This is a genomic window from Jeongeupia sp. USM3, assembly GCF_001808185.1.
GTDB lineage: Bacteria > Pseudomonadota > Gammaproteobacteria > Burkholderiales > Chitinibacteraceae > Jeongeupia.
This window is the reverse complement of sequence record NZ_CP017668.1, coordinates 2363026-2380179: the sequence shown is the minus strand read 5'-3', so window position 1 is coordinate 2380179 and position 17154 is coordinate 2363026. Positions and strand designations below refer to the sequence as shown.

Below are 17154 nucleotides of genomic sequence, written 5' to 3'. Positions count from 1 at the left end.
GGCGGTCCTAGCGGTTTCTGAGCACGACGGTCGTGCGGAAGGTACGGTAGAGCTTTCTGTCGGTTCCGGATCCGGCGATCGCCTGGCCGCTACAATCACCGACTGCAGCCGGCCTGACGATGCTCGTGTCGGTGCTTTCGCTGCGCAGGACCATGCAGACCTTGACCGCGACGATCTGCGCCGCCGTCTGGCCGCCGCTCAAGCTGCCGACGTAACGGTTGGCGACGCAATCGCGCTGTTTGAAGCTGGAACCGCCGACATTGCTGCCGCAACCGAATTCGGCCGGCGTGGCCGGCACCGCATCGACGTCGTCGACGCCGTACTGGAGCCTGAAATCGGCGACTTCGGTACCGTTGCCGCTGCCGGTGCTTGCAAGCCAGTCGGTCGTATCGCACTGGAGTTTGCCGTTGGCGAAGCCGATTGCCAGCGTCGTGGCGCCGGCCGCTGCCGCGCCGCCCGAGCAATCGATCTGGTTGGTCCCGTCGGCGGTGAACTTCAGCGTGACCGCGGTGCTCGAGCTGCCGGAAATCCGGTCGGCGGGCAGCGCGACGGTCGGGTCGGCGCGGTAACCGGCCTGGCCGATCACGCGTTGCAGCATCGACAGCGCGAAGCGGCCGTCCTCGGACAGATGGTTCTGCATCCGCTGGACCCGGTAGGTCTGCCGCGTCGACATGTAGAGTTCGGACACCGCGAGCAGCACCAGCAGCGAGATGGCCATGGTGACCATCAGCTCGATCAGCGTGAATCCGCGCGAGGACTTCATTCGATCACCGTCGTGTAACTGCTGTTGTAATCGGCCGAATCGCTGGCCTTGCCGCGATCGTCGATCCAGGTGATCGTCAGCGTATAGCGCAGGAAGCCGGCAGACTGGCTGTTGGCCGAGGCCAGCGCGTAGCGCGCACCGGGCAGCTGCGAGCGCAATGCGGCGTTCCACTCGGTCATTTCGCTGCCGACCAGATAGGCCTGGCGCGTCGGATCCTGCATGCCGCAGTTGACGCTGTCCTGGTCGGTGATGTTCTGCTTGCACAGGGCAAAATCCGGCGGCAGCGCGGTCGAACCGTCGGTGCCGCTGCCGAGATAGGGCGTGCGGCTGGCGCGGATCCGGTCGGCCAGATCGGCGCTGAGGTCGGCGGCGATGCCGCGGTAGTAGCTGCTCTGGCCCATGATCAGCGAGCGCGAATGCAGGCCGGCGAGCCCCAGCAGGCCCAGCGCGAGGATCACCAGCGACACCATCACCTCGATCAGCGAGATGCCGCGCTGCCGGCGTTTCACGCGCACACCGTCGAGGTGATGGTCTTGCTGACCCGGCCCGACAGCGCAACGGCGATCTGGTGCTGCTTGTGGCCGCTGACGCACAGCGTGAATGTTGCCGCCGCCTGCGCGCTGCCCAGCGTCGGGTTGAACACCACCGACGTCGCCGAACCGCCGGTCGTGACGGTGACGCCGCGCTGGACCAGGAACTCCAGCACCTTGCTGCTGGTATCGTTGACCAGCCAGCCGCTCGACCAGTCACCGGCCGTCGTCGAACAGTTCGTGGCGCTGGTGCCGGTCGGTTTCGGGCATACCGTCATCGTGCTGCGGCGCTTGATCGCCTCGAGCCTGGCGGTATTGAGCGCGCTGACCAGCATGTCGCTTTGCGACGCCAGCCGGACATCCCTGACCCATTCGACCATGCTCGGTACCGCGACCGCGGCAAGGATGCCCAGCAGCGAGACGGACACCATCATTTCGATCAGCGAGGTGCCGTCCTGCTTGCGGTGCTGGTGTTTGCGGACGTTGCGCATCATTTGATCTCCCGCCAGGTCAGCGTCTCGACCTTGGCACCGCTGGCCGGGCCGAGCAGCGGCTCCTTGGTGCATTTGTCGTTGCCGATGGTGCAGTTGTAGGTGCTGCCGTTGCCGATGGATGCCGGCACCTTGCTCGGGTCGCCGGTGGTCACGCCGGGGGCGGCATTGCCGATGTAGACACCCATCGAGTTGCTTTCGCGCTGCGCGACCACGTGGCCGGCACTGCCGAGGACGCCGCCGGGCTTGTCCGAGGTCACCAGCTTGGAATCGCCGGCGACGTAGGCGATTTCGGTCGGAATCCCGCCGGTTTCGTAGCCGCTGGCATAGGCCGGGCCGCTGCCGAAGCCGATCTGGTCGGCGGTGGTCGAGCGCAGGTCCGGCGTGATGTCGACAAAACTGTACGGCCGGCCGCGCCGGTCGGCCGTGACCGATCCGGTCAGCGGGTTCAGCCCCATGATCCAGCCCTTGCCGCCGGGCAGGCACTGCTCGGTCGATTGCGTGCTGCCGGTACCGAACAGCACCTTGTCGTTGAACAGCATCGGCGAGGTGACCAGCCGTTCGCCGCCCGGCAGGTTGACGTACCAGCCGAGCTTGACGTTGTCGGCCGCCTTGAGGTCGATCGCGTTGGTCGACATCTTCCGGTAGGTGCCGATCCGCCGGCCGCTGTCGTCGAGGCTGGCGGTATCGACGATGGTCTGCGCGACCAGCTTGCTCTGCGCGACGGTCGTGCCGTCGAGCTTGTCGAGCACGCCATAGAGCGTCTGCGTGGTTGTGTCGAGCCGGTCGGCATTGGTCAGCAGCTTGCCGGTACCGAAGACGACCATATTGCCGAGCGAAGTGCCGTCGCTGGCGTTGAGTGCCTGGATGGCCGGACGCATGACGATAGGATGGGTCAGGCCGGCGTCGTAGACCGGATTGCTCACGACCGAGAAGCCGTCCGGGCTGTCGGCGGTCAGGTCGAAGCGCCACAGCTTGCCGTTCAGGTCGCCGGCGTAGACATAGTCGAGCACGCCGTCCTGGCCGTAGTCGACGCCGGCCGGCGCCGACAGGCCCGCGCCGCCCGGCACGTCGATGCGCTTGATCAGGGTGCCGTCGCTGGCGCGGACGATGTAGAGCGCCGAGGTCCGGCTGCCGCGTGTGCCATAACTGCTGTCGTCGTAGTCGGCGTCGTAGCCGTTGTTGAGGATGACGGCCGGCTCGGCGGTCGTGCGCGAGGCGCGGACGTTGTAGATCACCGGTGCGCCGAAGGCGTAGCCGACGTTGGCGTGGCTCTGGTCGGTCCACTCCCACCTGACGGTGCTGGTGGCGCTCGAGAAGTTGGCGGCGCTGGTCGCGTCGATGGCGAAGTAGCCCTGGCCACCCTGGCCCAGTCCGCCGGTCAGGATCGTTTTCCAGGCGCTGCCGAGCCTCACGTCCATCTGCCGCATCGCGCCGTTGACGTGGTAGGTGTGCGGCGTGCCGGCTTCACCGTAGTCGGTGGCGGTCAGCGCCTTCAGGTGCGGGTAAACCGCCGACGGGATGTAGCCCATGATCTCGGTCATGTCGGCGATGCTGAACGCGTGCAGCATGCCGTCGTTGGCGCCGATGAACACCATGTTGCGGCCGGCGTTGGCGTTCTTGAACACGTCGTAGCTGGTCTCGGGCGTCTGGCCGCTCGGCTTGGTGACGACGACGGGCTGGCTGTCGATGATGTCGCCGAGCAGGCCGTTGCTGCGCGTGCGGTAACCGCTGACGGTTTCGCCGCGCAGGAAGCGGACCACGTTCTGCCGTTCGGTGTTGTTGGCACCGAGCGCGTTCTTTTGAGCCGTCGTCATATTGCCGACGACGGTCGACGGGCCGTCCATGAAACTGAACGCCGTCGTGGTGCCGCCGGTGACTTTCGCCGAATGGATTTTCCGGCTTGCCGCCGCTGGAATGATCGCCTTGCCGTTCGGCGTGCATTGCGACGTTGCCGGGTCGAAATTGCCGCTGCCGTCGAGGTTGAAGCAGCGCAATTCGCCGTACCAGCCCTTGGGATTGAATACCGGCTGGAAGACCTTGTTGCCGACCGATACGGTTTCGCTTTGCGTCGCGACGCCGCCGGCGTTGGAGATCGAATCGACGATGTCGGCAACGGCGTTGCCGAGTGCGACGGTCAGCGCATTCTCGTCGCCGGCCGGGTAGTACTTGCCGTGACCGACGATCGCCGTGGCATTGAGTACCGGGTCGTTGACGTCGAAACCGACGGTATAGGTGGTGAGGTTCTGCTTGAGGAACTTGGGATCGTCGAAGCTCTTGCCGTCGAGATCGGTGCCGCCGACGCGGAAATCGGCGTCGTAGGCGTACATCGCCACATCGCGGATCGACCGGCCGTATGTTTCGTCATCGCTGGCGTTGCCGTAGAAGCGGTTGGCGCTGGAACCGCTGGCTGCGCCTTCGAGCGTGGCCGGACAGGTGACCGACGAAACGGTGTTGGTGTTCTGGCAGATCTGGAACGACCGGCTCTGTGCCCGGTCGGCGCTGTCGTAGCTGGTGTAGTCGATGACCGACTTGCCGCCGACGCCGGGCAGGGCATTGTCCTTGGTCGACTGGCCGTCGGTGACGACGATCGCGAAGTTCTTCTGGCAGCGGTACTGGATCGGGCTGGTATAGGTGCCGTTGCTGGTGTTCCTGGTCTTGCCGTAGAAGCTGCTCTGGCCGCCGAAATAGCGGGTGATCTCGACCATGGCCTCGCCGAGCGGCGTCCAGGTCGAATCGCTCAGGTTGCTGATCGAGGTCAGCAGCGTGTCCTTGTCCGAGCCGATCGGCGCCTGCAGCACGCCGGAGGTGCTGGTGCTGCGGGTATCGAACGAGAAGATGCCCCAGCGCAGGTTCGGGTTGTCCTCGATCAGCTTGGTGGCGACATCCTTGGCGATGTCCATCTTGATCTTGTCACCGCCGCTGCGCGGGCGATCGCCCATGCTGCCCGAGTTGTCGATGTGCAGCAGCACGTTCGGCGTCACCGTCGACGACAGCGTCGCCGGCAGCGCCGGGTACGGTTCGGCCGCGAATGCGCTGTGCGCCAGTGCCGGAAAGGCCAGGGCCATGCCGTAGCGCAGTGTGTTGAATCGAAATCGCATCTCGGCTCCCGAACCGCTCTCTGTCCGCCGGGGCGTCCCCGATGAATCAGTATTTTCTGATGTGCTGATGTTACCGGTCGGCTGAACATTAGCATTTCATCATATGCAGCCGTGTTTCCAAGCTACAACACGGTTTCCGGGGCCGGTCGGGAGCATGACGACCGGCCCCGGAAGGCCGCCGGAAGGTGGCGACTGACGGTCGTGATAAGCCGGGTTTCTGCGGTTATAGCGCGGAAGCCGCGCAGGGCGTGATCGGGTGAATACCCATCAGGTACTGACCCGATGAGTCAGCATCAAACTGAACGCCGGCGGAGCGAGAAGGGGGAAACGGTGGCGGTTTCAGCCGTTCACCGGCTGACCGGTGGCAGGGCCGCCGGGTGGCGGCCCTGCCCGGGCGACGGGCGCGCGATCAGGCTTTGAAGATGCGCGCGGCGGCGGCGATCGTCGCGTCGATATCGGCATCGCTGTGGGCGGCGGAGACGAAGCCGGCTTCGAACGCCGACGGCGCGAGGTAGATTCCCTCGGCGAGCATTGCATGGAAGAAGGCGTTGAAGCGCGTCCGGTCCGATGCCATCACGTCGGCAAACGACTGTGGCGCCGTGGTGCTGAAGTAGACGCCGAACATGCCGCCGACGCTTTGCGCCGAGAACGCGACGTCGGCATCGCGGGCCGCGGCGCCGAGGCCGTCGGCCAGCGCGGCGGTTTTCGCGGAAAGTTGCTCGAAGAAGCCTGGTGCGCGGATCGCCTGCAAGGTGGCAAGGCCGGCGGCGACGGCGACCGGGTTGCCCGACAGCGTGCCGGCCTGATAGACCGGGCCGAGCGGCGCCAGTCTGGCCATGATGTCGGCGCGGCCGCCGAATGCCGCCAGCGGCATGCCGCCGCCGACGACCTTGCCCAGGCAGGTCAGGTCCGGCGTCACGCCGTGCAGCCCCTGCGCGCAGTCGAGGCCGACACGGAAACCGGTCATCACCTCGTCGTAGATCAGCACCGCGCCATGGCGCTCGGTCAGCGAGCGCATCGCCGCGACGAAGCCGGGCGATGCCTTGACCAGGTTCATGTTGCCGGCGACCGGTTCGACGATGATTGCGGCGATCTTGTCGCCTTCTGCTGCGAACAGCGCTTCCAGCGCGGCGACATCGTTGTAGGGCAGCACGATGGTGTCGGCGGCGACGGCGGCCGGCACGCCGGCGCTCGACGGGTTGCCGAAGGTCAGCAGGCCCGAGCCGGCCTTCACCAGCAGGCTGTCGGCATGGCCGTGGTAGCAGCCTTCGAACTTGACCAGCTTGTCGCGGCCGGTGAAGCCGCGTGCGAGCCGGATCGCGCTCATCGTCGCCTCGGTGCCGCTCGATACCAGCCGGACCTGTTCGATCGACGGCAGCATCTCGCACAGCAGGTCGGCGAGGTCGATCTCGCGCTGCGTCGGTGCGCCGAACGACAGGCCGTCGCGTGCGGCGGCGATCACCGCATCGAGCACCTGCGGATGCGCGTGGCCGAGGATCAGCGGCCCCCAGGAGCCGACGTAGTCGATGTAGCGCTGACCGTCGGCGTCCCAGACGTAGGCGCCTTCGCCTTTCTTGAAGAAGCGCGGCGTGCCGCCGACCGAGCCGAAGGCGCGCACCGGCGAATTGACACCGCCGGGGATGTGCTTCTGCGCGGCGTCGAAGAGTTGTTCGTTCTGGGTCATCATTCAAATCCTTGTGGTCACAACCACAGTGAAAACATGCAGTGCGGTGAACAAAGTTCAGCGGATGCTGGCAAGGCGTACGAAGCACAGACAGTACTGGTCGGTACGGCGGGCGAGTACAACGCAGCCAGCAGCGTTCACCGCACTCACCAGCGGCAGTACGGCTTTTCTGACAGCGCGCTGTTGTAATAGCGCGGGTCGGCGGAGACCTCGGCGCCGAGCCAGCCGGGCCGCTCGAACGTGGCGTCGACCGCGTCGAGTTCGACTTCGGCGACGATCAGCCCGGCATTGTCGCCGTGGAATTCGTCGATTTCCCACAGCAGCGCGCCGACGCTGAGCAGGTGCCGCGTCTTGTCGAGCACGTTCGGGCACAGCGCCAGCATCGCCTCGGCGTCGGCCTGCGGCACCGGGTATTCGAACTCGGCGCGCGCGATGCCCTGGTTCTTGCCCTTGATCGTCAGGAAGCCCGCATCGCCTTTCAGGCGCACGCGCACGGTGCGTTCGGGATCGGTGCACAGATAGCCCTGGGCAATGCGCGTCGACGTGGTGACGGCGCTGCGCCAGGCATCGCTGGCGAGCAGGAATTTGCGTTCGATTTCGATCGCCATGGCGGGCCTCGGCTTCAGAAGGGTTTGACGACGACGAGGATGACGATGGCGAACAGCGCCAGCACCGGCAGCTCGTTGAACACCCGGTACCAGCGGTGGCTGCGCGCGTTGCGGCCGGCGGCGAAATCGCTGCAGAGCTTGAAGCACCAGCCGTGGTAGCCGATCAGCAGCATGACCAGGGTCAGCTTGGCGTGCATCCAGCGCCAGCCCGGGCCGGCGTAGAAGTCGTAGCTCGCCCAGGTCGCGAGCCCGAAGCCGAGCGCCAGTACCGCCAGCGGCGTCATGAAACGCAACAGCTTCTTTTCCATCAGCGCCAGCCGGGCAATTTCGGCAGGCTCGGTCGCCATCGCGTGGTTGACGAACAGCCGCGGCAGATAGAACAGCCCGGCGAACCAGCTGGTGACGAAGATGATGTGCAGTGCCTTGAACCAGAGCATCAGCGTTTACCGTACTGTTTGGCCGCGGTCTGGTACAGCGGCTCGACCTTGGGGATCTGTGCCTGCAGGTCGCGGATCCGCGTGTTCGACGACGGGTGGGTCGACAGGAACTCGGGCGAACCGCCCTGCGACGCGGCGGCCATCTTCTGCCACAGCGTCACCGCCGCCTGCGGCTTGTAACCGGCGCGTGCGGCGAGCTCCAGCCCCATCACGTCGGCCTCGGACTCGTGTTCGCGGCTGTTAGGCAGCGTGTAGCCGACGGCGATCAGCTGGTCGCCCAGGCCGAGCAGCGCGTCGTATTTGCCGTTGGTAACGATGGAGATCCCCTGCATCGTGAATTGCTTGTTGGCTTCGCTGCTCATCCGCTCGCGTGCGTGTTCGCGCAGCGCGTGGGCGATCTCGTGGCCCATGATCTGGGCGATCTCGTCGTCGGACAGCTTGAGCGCGGTGATGATGCCCGAATAGAACATGATCTTGCCGCCGGCCATGCAGTAGGCGTTCAGCTGCTTGCTCTGCTCGACGTTGACTTCCCACTTCCAGCCCGGCGCGTCGGGCCGGAACACCGCGGTCTGCGGAATCAGCCGGGCGGCGATGCCGCGTACGCGCTGCGTCATCGCCGCGTCGGTATTGAGCTTGCCGCCGCCCTTGGCCTTGTTCAGCGTCTCGACGTAGGCCTGCGCGGACATCCGTTCGACGTCCTTCTCGGACACCAGCATGCTCATGCTCTGCTTGCGGGTGATATTGGTCGCGCCGGCGCCGGTGGTGCTGACCTGCTGGCAGCCGCCGAGCAGCACGGCGGTGGCAACGGCGAGCACGGAAAATTGGCGTTTCATCGCGGTTTCTCGTTGGTGACGGGCGAGGTTCAGATCTCGATCATCTCGAAATCGTCCTTGCGCGCGCCGCAATCCGGGCAGGTCCAGTTCGGCGGCACGTCGTCCCAGGCGGTACCCGGGGCGATGCCGTCTTCGGGGCGGCCATCGGCCTCGTCATAAATAAAGCCGCAAATCAAACACATATACTTTTTCATCGGGTCGCATCTCGAGCGTCGTTTAGAATCGGAATTCTACCCCAATCGTTTCCGTGTCCCGCCATGAATGCCGTCCCTCCGCTCGTACTCACATTTGCCGCCAACGATCCGTCGGGCGGCGCCGGGGTATCGGCCGACGTGCTGACGCTGGCGGCGCTGGGCTGCCACGCCTTGCCGGTGATCACGGCGCTCACCGTGCAGGACAGCACCGGCTTGCAGGAGTTTCAGCCGGTCGACCCGGAATGGCTGCACGACCAGGCGCGCTACGTGCTCGAGGATGCCGAGGTCGACGCGATCAAGGTCGGCCTGGTCGGCAGCATCGAAAACCTGACCGTGCTCGCCGAGATCGCCGCCGATTACCCGGACGTACCGCTGATCCTCGACCCGGTCGTGCCGCGGACGCTCGGCGACGAGATGGCTGTCGACGAATATGTCGGCGCGCTGCGCGACCTGCTGGTGCCGCACTCGCTGATCGTCACGACCAACCAGCACGGTGCACGCCTGCTCGCCAGCGACGATGCCGACGAGCAGGAAGACCTGCCGCTCGACGCTGCCGCCAACCGCATCGTCCAGCTCGGCTGCGAGTATGTCCTGATCACCGGTTCGCAGGCGCCGACGCCCAAGGTCGTCAACGCGCTGTTCAGCGGCAACGGCCGGATGCGCACCGACAGCTGGGAGCGGCTGCCCGGCCATTTCCACGGTGCCGGCGCAACGCTGTCGGCGGCGATTGCCGGCGCGCTCGCCAACGGCGTCGAGCTCGGCCAGGCGGTGCGCGATGCACAGGAGTTCACCTGGCAGACGCTGAAAAACGCCTTCCGTCCCGGCATGGGCCGGCCGCTGCCGGACCGGATGTTCTGGAGCCGCGGCGAAGACGGCAAGGACTGAGCCGCGACGTTTCACGTGAAACGTCGCCGGTACGCCGGGGGCTAGTCGTCGCGCGGCGCTTGCGGCATGCTAAGGTCTTGACCTTATGCCTTGGCCAGCCAGGAAAACCGCGATGAACGCCCCGGTTCCGAACTACATTCCCGTCGTGTCCCGTCAGCCGCACCGGTTGATCCCGTGCCCGCGACTGGAGCGTGCGGTCGACCGGATGATGCGCGATCTCTCGTCGCCGCTGACGCTGGCCGATCTCGCCGACGCGGCGCACTACTCGCCGTGGTACCTGGTCCGCCGCTTCCAGAACCGCTACAACACGACGCCGCAGGCCTTCCTGTGGAAAACCCGGCTCGAGACCGCCGCATCGCTGCTGCACTGGGCGCCGCATCTGCCGATCGGCGAGGTTGCGCGCCAGGTCGGTTTCTCGTCGGCGGCGACGTTCAGCCGCGCCTTCCACCGCGAGTTCGGTTTTACCCCGAGCGCCTGGCGCAAGGGCGAACCCGAAACGCGAGACTGGCTCAAGCAGACGCTCGGCCCCAAGAGTTACCAGCCCGGCGGCCGGATCGCCGGGACCGACGCCGATTACGTCTGGTCGTTCGACGAGATCGCCGCGAAAATCACAGTCGAGGAATGGCCGACGATGCGCTGCCTGTACCAGCGCGAGGTCGGCGACTATGGTTGCCACCTGAACGAGATGTGGATCCAGTTCGGCAACTTCTGCCACCGCAACCAGCTCGACAAGGACTTCTGGTACGGGCTGATCTGGAACGACCCCGGCACGACCCCGGCAGGCCGGCGCCGCTACGACACCGCAGTGCGGATCGAACCCGGTACGCGGATCCCGCGCGGTTTCGGCGAATGCAGGCTGCACGGCGGCCGCTGGGCGGTGTTCAGCTTTACCGGCCCGACCGACGACATCGGCCCGCGCTGGCGCGACCTGATGCACGTGTGGTTCCCGCGCGCCGGGCTGACGCCCGATCCGGCAAGGCCGCGGATCGAACGTTACCGCGCCCACTTCGGCGACGGCCAGATCGACCTCTGTCTGCCGGTGCTGTGATGCTGCCGCAGGTGATCGTGCTCAACGGCTGCAGCTCGGCCGGCAAGTCGTCGCTCGCCCGGGCGCTGCAGGAGCGGCTGCCCGTGCAGTATCTGTACTTCGGCATCGACCACGTGCTCTCCAGCCTGCCGCAATCGGACTGGCAGCGCATGTGCCGTGGCGAAGCGATAGGCCGCGCCGGTTACGACTGGGCGGCGCTGGTGCGCGGCTACCACTACTGCCTGCCCGGGCTGCTGCAGGCCGGCAACCGGCTGATCATCGACAACGGCTGGTGCGAGCGCGACGAAAAGCGCGAGCTGCTGACCGAGCTGGCCGGCTATGCGACGGTGCTGGTCGCAGTGCGCTGCGATCCGGCGATCGCCGCCGAACGCGAAGCGGCACGCGGCGACCGCGCCGCCGGGCTGGCCGCGTGGGAAGCGCCGCGGGTGCATGCCGACTGGGATTACGATCTCGACGTCGATACCGGTGGCGACAGTATCGCCGACTGTGCCGATTCCCTCGCGGCGAGGCTCGTCGAAGCCCGGCACTGGCGGGCCGCCGCCGACAGCCTCGAGCGGCTCAACCTGGGCTGAAGCGCCTCCCCTGCCGGGCTAAGATGAAGCTCCGTCGCTCCGGCCGGCCGGGGCGCTGTTCGAGGAGTCGTCATGTCGCCCAGTTACTTCCAGCTGTCCGTTCCGGTCTACGTCCGCATGCTCGGCAACCTGTCGCACCTGCTCGACAAGGCGCTCGCCTACTGCAGCGAGCTGCAGATCGACGAAGCGGTGCTGCTGCAGAGCCGGCTGTTTCCGAACATGTACCCGCTGCTCAAGCAGGTGCAGATCGCCACCGACCAGGCCAAGGGCAGCATCGGCCGCTTGTCCGGCATCACGCCACCGAAATTCGACGACAGCGAAACCGGCTTTGCCGAGCTGCGCGAGCGCATCAACGCAACGCTGAGCTATCTCGAATCGGTGCCGGCCGATGCGCTGGACGACACCGCAGGCAAGACGGTCACGATGCCGTGGATGCCGGATCATCCGATGCAGGGCGAGTTCTACCTGCTGAACTTTGCGCTGCCGAACGTGTATTTCCACATCACGACCGCCTACAACATCCTGCGCCACAACGGTGTGCCGCTCGGCAAGAGCGATTTCATCGGCGAGATCTGAGCGCGTTGCCATGAAAAACCGGCCTTTAAGGCCGGTTTTTCATGGCTGGTAGCACCAGTGCCACGGCTCGTAGATATAGCCGTTCGCGTTGCCGCGCGGAAACGACAGCGTGAAACCGAAGCGGATGGCGTGCAGCTGCAGCCACGCGTAGGCTGCCGTGGTATCGAACGCTTCCTCGAGCACCGGGCCGCCCGGTTCGTAGACATCGACGGCGCGGCCGGTATGGTGTTCGCTGCAACCGGGGGGCGCCAGCCGTTCGAGCACGGCCGCGATCGTCTCGCCGCGGTCGAGCTTGGCCCGGATCAGTTCGGCCTGGCGGTCTATGCCGCGCCAGGCCGATGCAATGCGCAAGGTCACCCCGTCGGCAGCCGCAGCCGCCTGCATCGTCTGCCATGCGTTTCGCGTCGCCGGCGTCAGCCGCCATTCGCGGCCGTCGTCACCCGTTTCGGCGACCACCAGTTCGTCGGCGTCGTCATACAGCGTCAGGCGTTTTTCGGCGAGCACCGACTCGGCGATACCGAGCGATTGCCAGGTTGCGGCGAGCGTCGGGCTCATCAGAAGCCCGGCAGCTTCAGCGCGATCGGCTTGCCCTTGCGCGCGCGCTTGCCGACGTACGGCGCCATGCCGTTGGCGTCGAGGATCAGCTCGGTCACCTTGCCGCCACGGCCGGCGCCGGTCAGCCTCAGCGTTTCGCCGTCGCAGACGGTGAGGCCAGCGAGCTCGTCCTTGTCGTCGAGCGCCATCGTGATCACGCCACGGCCACCGCCGGCCAGCTGCTTGAATTCTGCGTACGGGAACAGGTGCAGCTTGCCGGCCTTCGACAGGCAGGCAACCAGCGACGTTTCACGTGGAACAAAGGTCGCGAGCTTGAGGACGGTTTCGCCGTCGTCGACGCTGATGAAGCTCTTGCCGGCCTTCTGCCGGCTCAGCAGGTTGTCGAACTGGCAGGCAAAGCCGTAGCCGGACGAGTTGGCGATCACCAGCCATTCGTCGTTGCCGGCGGTGAACAGCTGGACGATGCGGCTCTTGGCGGCCAGATCGACCAGTGTCGTCACCGGCACGCCGTCGCCGCGTCCGCCCGGCACCACGGCGGCCTGGATCGTGTAGACGCGGCCGTCCGAGCCGATCAGCGCGACGTTGTCGACGGTGCGGCATTCGATCGCCGCAAGCAGTTTGTCGCCGTCCTTGAAGCTCTGGCTTGCCAGCTCGATGCCGTGGCCCTGGCGAGAGCGGATCCAGCCCTTCTCGGACAGGATCAGCGTCGTCGCCTCGTCGACGACCGACACCTCGATCACGGCTTTTTCGGCCTGTTCGATCAGCGTCCGGCGCGGGTCGGCGTACTTCTTGCGATCGGCTTCGATTTCCTTGACGACCAGTTTCTGCATGGCGGCAGCGTTGCCGAGCAGGTGTTCGAGTCCTTCCTTTTCCGTCTTGAGGTCGGCGAGTTCCTGCTCGATCCGGATGCCTTCGAGCCGCGCCAACTGACGCAGGCGGATTTCGAGGATGTCCTCGGCCTGCCGGTCCGACAGGTCGAAGCGCGCGATCAGCGCGGCCTTCGGCTCGTCCGATTCGCGGATGATGCGGATCACCTCGTCGATGTTGAGGAAGACGATCATCCGGCCTTCGAGGATGTGGATGCGGTCGTCGACCTTGCCGAGCCGGTGTTCGGTGCGACGGCGCACCGTGTCGAAGCGGAACGAAATCCACTCGGCGATCAGGTCGCGCAGGCTCTTCTGCCCCGGCCGGCCGTCGCGGCCGATAGCGACGATGTTGATCGACAGGTTGGTTTCCAGCGAGGTGTGCGCCAGCAGCAGCGTCATCAGCTCGTCGGCATTCTGGCGCGACGACTTCGGCTCGAACACCAGCCGCACCGGCTGGTCCTTGCCCGATTCGTCGCGGACGCGGTCGAGCGACGACAGCATCAGCTTCTTGGTCTGGTCCTGCTCCTGCGTCAGTGCCTTCTTGCCTTTCTTGACCTTCGGATTGGTCAGCTCCTCGATTTCTTCCAGCACCTTTTGCGACGACGTGCCGTGCGGCAGCTCGGTGACGACGATCTGCCACTGGCCGCGCGCGAGGTCTTCCTTCTCCCAGCGCGCCCGGGTCTTCAGGCTGCCGCGGCCGTTCTCGTACGCGGCGACGATGTCCTTTTTCGGCGAAATGATCTGGCCGCCGCCGGGCAGGTCCGGGCCCTGGATGTATTCGAGCAGCGCCGCGGTATCGAGGCCCGGCTGGCGGATCAGCGCGATGGCCGCATCGGCGACTTCGCCGAGATTGTGCGGCGGGATTTCGGTCGCCATGCCGACGGCGATGCCCGACGCGCCGTTGAGCAGCAGCATCGGAAGCCGTGCCGGCAGCAGCACCGGTTCGTCGAAAGCGCCGTCGTAGTTCGGAATGAAATCGGTCGTGCCGGCGTCGAGTTCGGACAGCAGCAGCTCGGCGATCGGGCTCAGCCGCGCTTCGGTGTAGCGATAGGCGGCGGCGCCGTCGCCGTCGCGCGAACCGAAGTTGCCGTGGCCGTCGACCAGCGGATAGCGCAGCGAGAAATCCTGCGCGATCCGTACCAGTGCGTCGTACGCCGACTGGTCGCCGTGCGGGTGGAATTTACCGAGTACGTCACCGATGATCCGCGCCGACTTCACCGGCTTGGACGTCGCGGTCAGTCCCATCTCGTGCATCGCGTACAAGAGCCGGCGCTGCACCGGTTTCTGGCCGTCCTCGGCCTGCGGCAGCGCGCGGCTCTTGACGACGCTCATCGCGTATTCGAGGTAGCTGCGCTCGGCGTACAGGCCGAGCTGGACCGATTCGCCGTCGTCGGGCGCCTGGGCTGAAACGGTGGCGCTGACATAGCGGCGGTTGCCGCCGTCGTCGGCGGCCGGTGCGGTTTCTGGGGCGGTCAGTTCGTCGAAGTCGGACATGGATGGCACGGAAGATGAATCAAGCAGTGCGCATTGTAGCCCGAGCCTTGCCGACGTTTCACGACCGTTCCACGTGAAACATTGGCGCTGGCGGGCGCAGCGGGCCGCTGTGGCCGATTGGGCAACATATCAGGCGGTCCTGATGCGTCGGGCATCTTGATCGCGGCATACTGCTGTTTCGAGACGACGCGCGCGCTAAGGGAAGACATGTTGGGCGAATGGTTTGGCAGCAAGGCCACGCAGACGCAACTGCAGGACGAGATCAGGACGCTGCGGGCCGAGAACGCGCGGCTGAAGGCACTGGTCGACAAGCATGAACGCGATACGACCTTCCTGAGCCAGATTGCCCCGGCCCGTGCCGAACCGCCGCTGCTGCGGCTGGCACCGGTACTGGCACGACACGACGATGAAATGGCCGCGGTTGTCCGGATGCTGGACGGCGTGGCAGGCGAAGCATCTGCCTTGCGCGAGCAGGCCGACGGACTGAGCGCGCGGACCGGCCACGGCGCAACGGCGGTCGAAACGGCGCGCGACAGGCTGGCCGGGCTCGACACCACCACATCGCGCTGCCGCGACGATATCGATGCGCTCGATGCGCAATCGTCCGACATCACCCGTTTCGTGCAGATGATCAAGGAGATCGCCGACCAGACGAATCTGCTGGCGCTGAACGCGGCGATCGAGGCTGCGCGGGCCGGCGAAGCCGGGCGAGGATTTGCCGTCGTTGCCGACGAGGTACGCAAACTCGCCGAGCGCACCGGAACGGCGACCAGCGAGATCACCGGTCTGGTCGCGGCAATCCGCCAGCGGACCGGCGACGCGCGCGACGGCATCACTACGCTGGTGGCCGACGTCAACGCCAGTCTGGTCCAGGTCGGTGAGGCGAGCGCGGATCTCGGCGCGCTGCGCGAGGACGCTGCACGCGTCTCGCAGGCGAGCCTGCACGCGACGCAGCAGGCCGAGGCGATCGGCCGGCACTTCGGCGCGCTGGCGGGCCGGCAGCGCGTATTCCGTGCGCTGATCGATCCGTCGGCAGCCGTGCCGGACGGCCGGGATGGCGACATCGCCCGGCGCTGGCGCGGCGGCGATCATGACGCGGTGTCGGCGCTGGGCTGACCTCCCCTTCTAAAGGCGCTTCGTCATCCGGAAGCGTTCGATCCGTACGCCCTGCCGTTCGACCCATTCGGCTTCGACCAGTGTATAGCCCAGCCAGAGCAGCCGCGGCCGCAGCAGGCGGCTGGCTTCGGTATGCAGCTCGGTCGCGCCGCGCTCGCGGGCAGCGGCCTCGAGCGCGCTGATCAGCAGCGAGCCGATGCCCTGGTCGATCCGGTCGTGACGGACATAGAGCATGTCGAGGTGATCCGGTGCCGGGCCGAGGCTGCCGAACCCGACGATCACCCCATCATCGACCGCCACCAGCACCAAGTTGTCGGGATCGACGATGCCTGCAGTGAGGTGTGCGGGATCGGGAACCGCCGGCGACCAGGCGGCGCATTCGGCTTCGCTGTAGGCGGCGCGGCCGGCACGGCGGACCGACTCGTGCAGCAGCGTCGCCAGTGCCGCCGCATCGGCGGTTTCTGCGGGGCGGATTTCGATCATTGTTGCCCGATCTCGGTGTTGAAGGCGGCTAGCTTGCGCTCGAACCAGGCGTCGTCGCGCCAGCCGGTGAATTCGGCGTGCTTGATGTCGTCCCACAGGCTGAACAGCCAGCGCCTTGCCGGCCAGCCGTCGGCGGGCGGCACCTGATCGAGATAACGCGCGAGCAGGCCGAGATCGGGCCGCGCATCCGGCAGGTGGAACAGGTCGAGTTCGCGATGGGCGAAGCGCGCGCCGGCCGGATCGATCACCGCGACGAGACGCCACGTCTGCGGGTCGACCAGGTAGTTGCCGGCGTGACCGTCGTCGTGGATGAAGGCCGGGGGATCGCCAGCCAGCGGTGCGAGCAGCGTGTCGGCATGATCCAGCGTGGCCAGTAGTCGTGCCTTGAGACCGGCGTCGAACCCGCCGGCACCTTCGAGAAAGGCCCGCCGTCCTTGCAGATAGGCGTGGTAGCTCGCGGCGAAGCTTGCATGATGGCTGCCGTCGATATTTTCGAACGCATCGGCGGTCTGCGCGTGCCAGTGCCGCTGCAGCGCGACGATGTCGGCGGCGAGCGCGTCGGCGAATTCGGCCGGGGTTTCGCTTGCGTTGACGCCGGCGACGAAGTCCATCACGAACGCATCCCAGCCGTGTTCGGCGGCCGTTTCGAAATGCAGCAGCCGCGGCACCGCGATCGCTGCCGGCGTGGCGGCACGCAATGCCTGCATCGCACGGGCTTCGTGGCGGGCGAAGCCGGCAATCCGGAAGCGCTTGACCACGCGCAGCGTACCGCTGGCGAGCCGGACGATGCAGACCTGGCCGTAGAAGCCGTCGATGACCCTGTCGACCTCGGGGACTTCGCCGAACCAGTCGGGCGAGCGCGTTTCGAGCCAGTCTGAGATGGCGGGTTCCAGCACGGTCATGGCATCGTCCGTAGAT

At 66.5% G+C, this 17154-nt stretch carries 18 protein-coding genes; 5 read left to right on the top strand and 13 right to left on the bottom strand.

Annotated elements, in window-relative coordinates; all coding sequences use genetic code 11:
- Positions 1–7: 7 nt before the first annotated feature.
- From BJP62_RS11145 to BJP62_RS11105, 9 genes are all read right to left on the bottom strand, one after another.
- The gene (locus BJP62_RS11145; RefSeq protein ID WP_070529708.1) at positions 8–763 is read right to left on the bottom strand and encodes a PilW family protein; all 756 of its coding nucleotides are present in this window, start codon (positions 761–763) and stop codon (positions 8–10) included.
- Positions 760–1272 (bottom strand): type IV pilus modification protein PilV, encoded by a 513-nt coding sequence (gene pilV, locus BJP62_RS11140; RefSeq protein WP_145927181.1) that lies wholly within the window; start codon positions 1270–1272, stop codon positions 760–762. Before pilV ends, BJP62_RS11145 begins: the two co-directional genes overlap by 4 nt.
- Positions 1269–1787, bottom strand: a complete 519-nt coding sequence (locus tag BJP62_RS11135) for a GspH/FimT family pseudopilin (RefSeq protein ID WP_070529706.1) — start codon at positions 1785–1787, stop codon at positions 1269–1271. The genes pilV and BJP62_RS11135 overlap by 4 nt, the downstream gene beginning before the upstream one ends.
- Positions 1784–4885, bottom strand: a complete 3102-nt coding sequence (locus BJP62_RS11130) for a PilC/PilY family type IV pilus protein (RefSeq protein ID WP_083300873.1) — start codon at positions 4883–4885, stop codon at positions 1784–1786. Before BJP62_RS11130 ends, BJP62_RS11135 begins: the two co-directional genes overlap by 4 nt.
- 409 nt (positions 4886–5294) lie before the next feature.
- A complete protein-coding gene (hemL, locus tag BJP62_RS11125) occupies positions 5295–6569 on the bottom strand; it encodes a glutamate-1-semialdehyde 2,1-aminomutase (protein ID WP_070529704.1) in 1275 nt (424 codons plus the stop codon).
- Between the two features lie 146 nt (positions 6570–6715).
- Positions 6716–7177 (bottom strand): CYTH domain-containing protein, encoded by a 462-nt coding sequence (locus BJP62_RS11120; RefSeq protein WP_070529703.1) that lies wholly within the window; start codon positions 7175–7177, stop codon positions 6716–6718.
- A 14-nt stretch (positions 7178–7191) separates the two neighbouring features.
- Entirely contained in the window at positions 7192–7614 is a 423-nt protein-coding gene (locus BJP62_RS11115; RefSeq protein WP_070529702.1) for a CopD family protein, read from the bottom strand.
- On the bottom strand, positions 7614–8447 hold the full coding sequence (locus BJP62_RS11110; RefSeq protein WP_070529701.1) for a M48 family metallopeptidase: 834 nt from the start codon (positions 8445–8447) through the stop codon (positions 7614–7616). The genes BJP62_RS11115 and BJP62_RS11110 overlap by 1 nt, the downstream gene beginning before the upstream one ends.
- Positions 8448–8476: 29 nt before the next feature.
- Positions 8477–8641: a rubredoxin gene (locus tag BJP62_RS11105; RefSeq protein WP_070529700.1), complete on the bottom strand. Its 165-nt coding sequence runs from the start codon at positions 8639–8641 to the stop codon at positions 8477–8479.
- Between the two features lie 63 nt (positions 8642–8704).
- Between BJP62_RS11105 and BJP62_RS11100 the strand changes: the two genes are divergently transcribed.
- From BJP62_RS11100 to BJP62_RS11085, 4 genes are all read left to right on the top strand, one after another.
- Positions 8705–9526: a hydroxymethylpyrimidine/phosphomethylpyrimidine kinase gene (locus BJP62_RS11100; protein WP_070529699.1), complete on the top strand. Its 822-nt coding sequence runs from the start codon at positions 8705–8707 to the stop codon at positions 9524–9526.
- 112 nt (positions 9527–9638) lie between these two features.
- Complete coding sequence (locus BJP62_RS11095) at positions 9639–10574, top strand: GyrI-like domain-containing protein (protein ID WP_070529698.1); 936 nt, start codon at positions 9639–9641, stop codon at positions 10572–10574.
- Positions 10574–11146, top strand: coding sequence for a chloramphenicol phosphotransferase CPT family protein (locus BJP62_RS11090; protein ID WP_070529697.1), 573 nt, complete (start codon positions 10574–10576; stop codon positions 11144–11146). The genes BJP62_RS11095 and BJP62_RS11090 overlap by 1 nt, the downstream gene beginning before the upstream one ends.
- 72 nt (positions 11147–11218) lie before the next feature.
- The gene (locus BJP62_RS11085; protein ID WP_070529696.1) at positions 11219–11722 is read left to right on the top strand and encodes a DUF1993 family protein; all 504 of its coding nucleotides are present in this window, start codon (positions 11219–11221) and stop codon (positions 11720–11722) included.
- Between the two features lie 39 nt (positions 11723–11761).
- Here BJP62_RS11085 and BJP62_RS11080 read toward each other — a convergent pair whose 3' ends face one another.
- Positions 11762–12277, bottom strand: a complete 516-nt coding sequence (locus tag BJP62_RS11080; RefSeq protein WP_070529695.1) for a M15 family metallopeptidase — start codon at positions 12275–12277, stop codon at positions 11762–11764.
- Positions 12277–14637 (bottom strand): DNA topoisomerase IV subunit A, encoded by a 2361-nt coding sequence (gene parC / locus BJP62_RS11075; RefSeq protein ID WP_070529694.1) that lies wholly within the window; start codon positions 14635–14637, stop codon positions 12277–12279. Before parC ends, BJP62_RS11080 begins: the two co-directional genes overlap by 1 nt.
- 207 nt (positions 14638–14844) lie before the next feature.
- Between parC and BJP62_RS19185 the strand changes: the two genes are divergently transcribed.
- A complete protein-coding gene (locus BJP62_RS19185; protein ID WP_083300871.1) occupies positions 14845–15753 on the top strand; it encodes a methyl-accepting chemotaxis protein in 909 nt (302 codons plus the stop codon).
- Positions 15754–15762: 9 nt separating this feature from the next.
- Here the strand turns inward: BJP62_RS19185 and BJP62_RS11065 are convergent, their stop codons facing one another.
- Positions 15763–16236 carry a GNAT family N-acetyltransferase gene (locus BJP62_RS11065; protein ID WP_083300870.1) on the bottom strand — a complete coding sequence of 158 codons (474 nt, stop codon included), beginning with the start codon at positions 16234–16236 and terminating at the stop codon, positions 15763–15765.
- The gene (locus BJP62_RS11060; protein ID WP_070529692.1) at positions 16233–17138 is read right to left on the bottom strand and encodes a phosphotransferase; all 906 of its coding nucleotides are present in this window, start codon (positions 17136–17138) and stop codon (positions 16233–16235) included. Before BJP62_RS11060 ends, BJP62_RS11065 begins: the two co-directional genes overlap by 4 nt.
- Between the last annotated feature and the right edge of the window lie 16 nt (positions 17139–17154).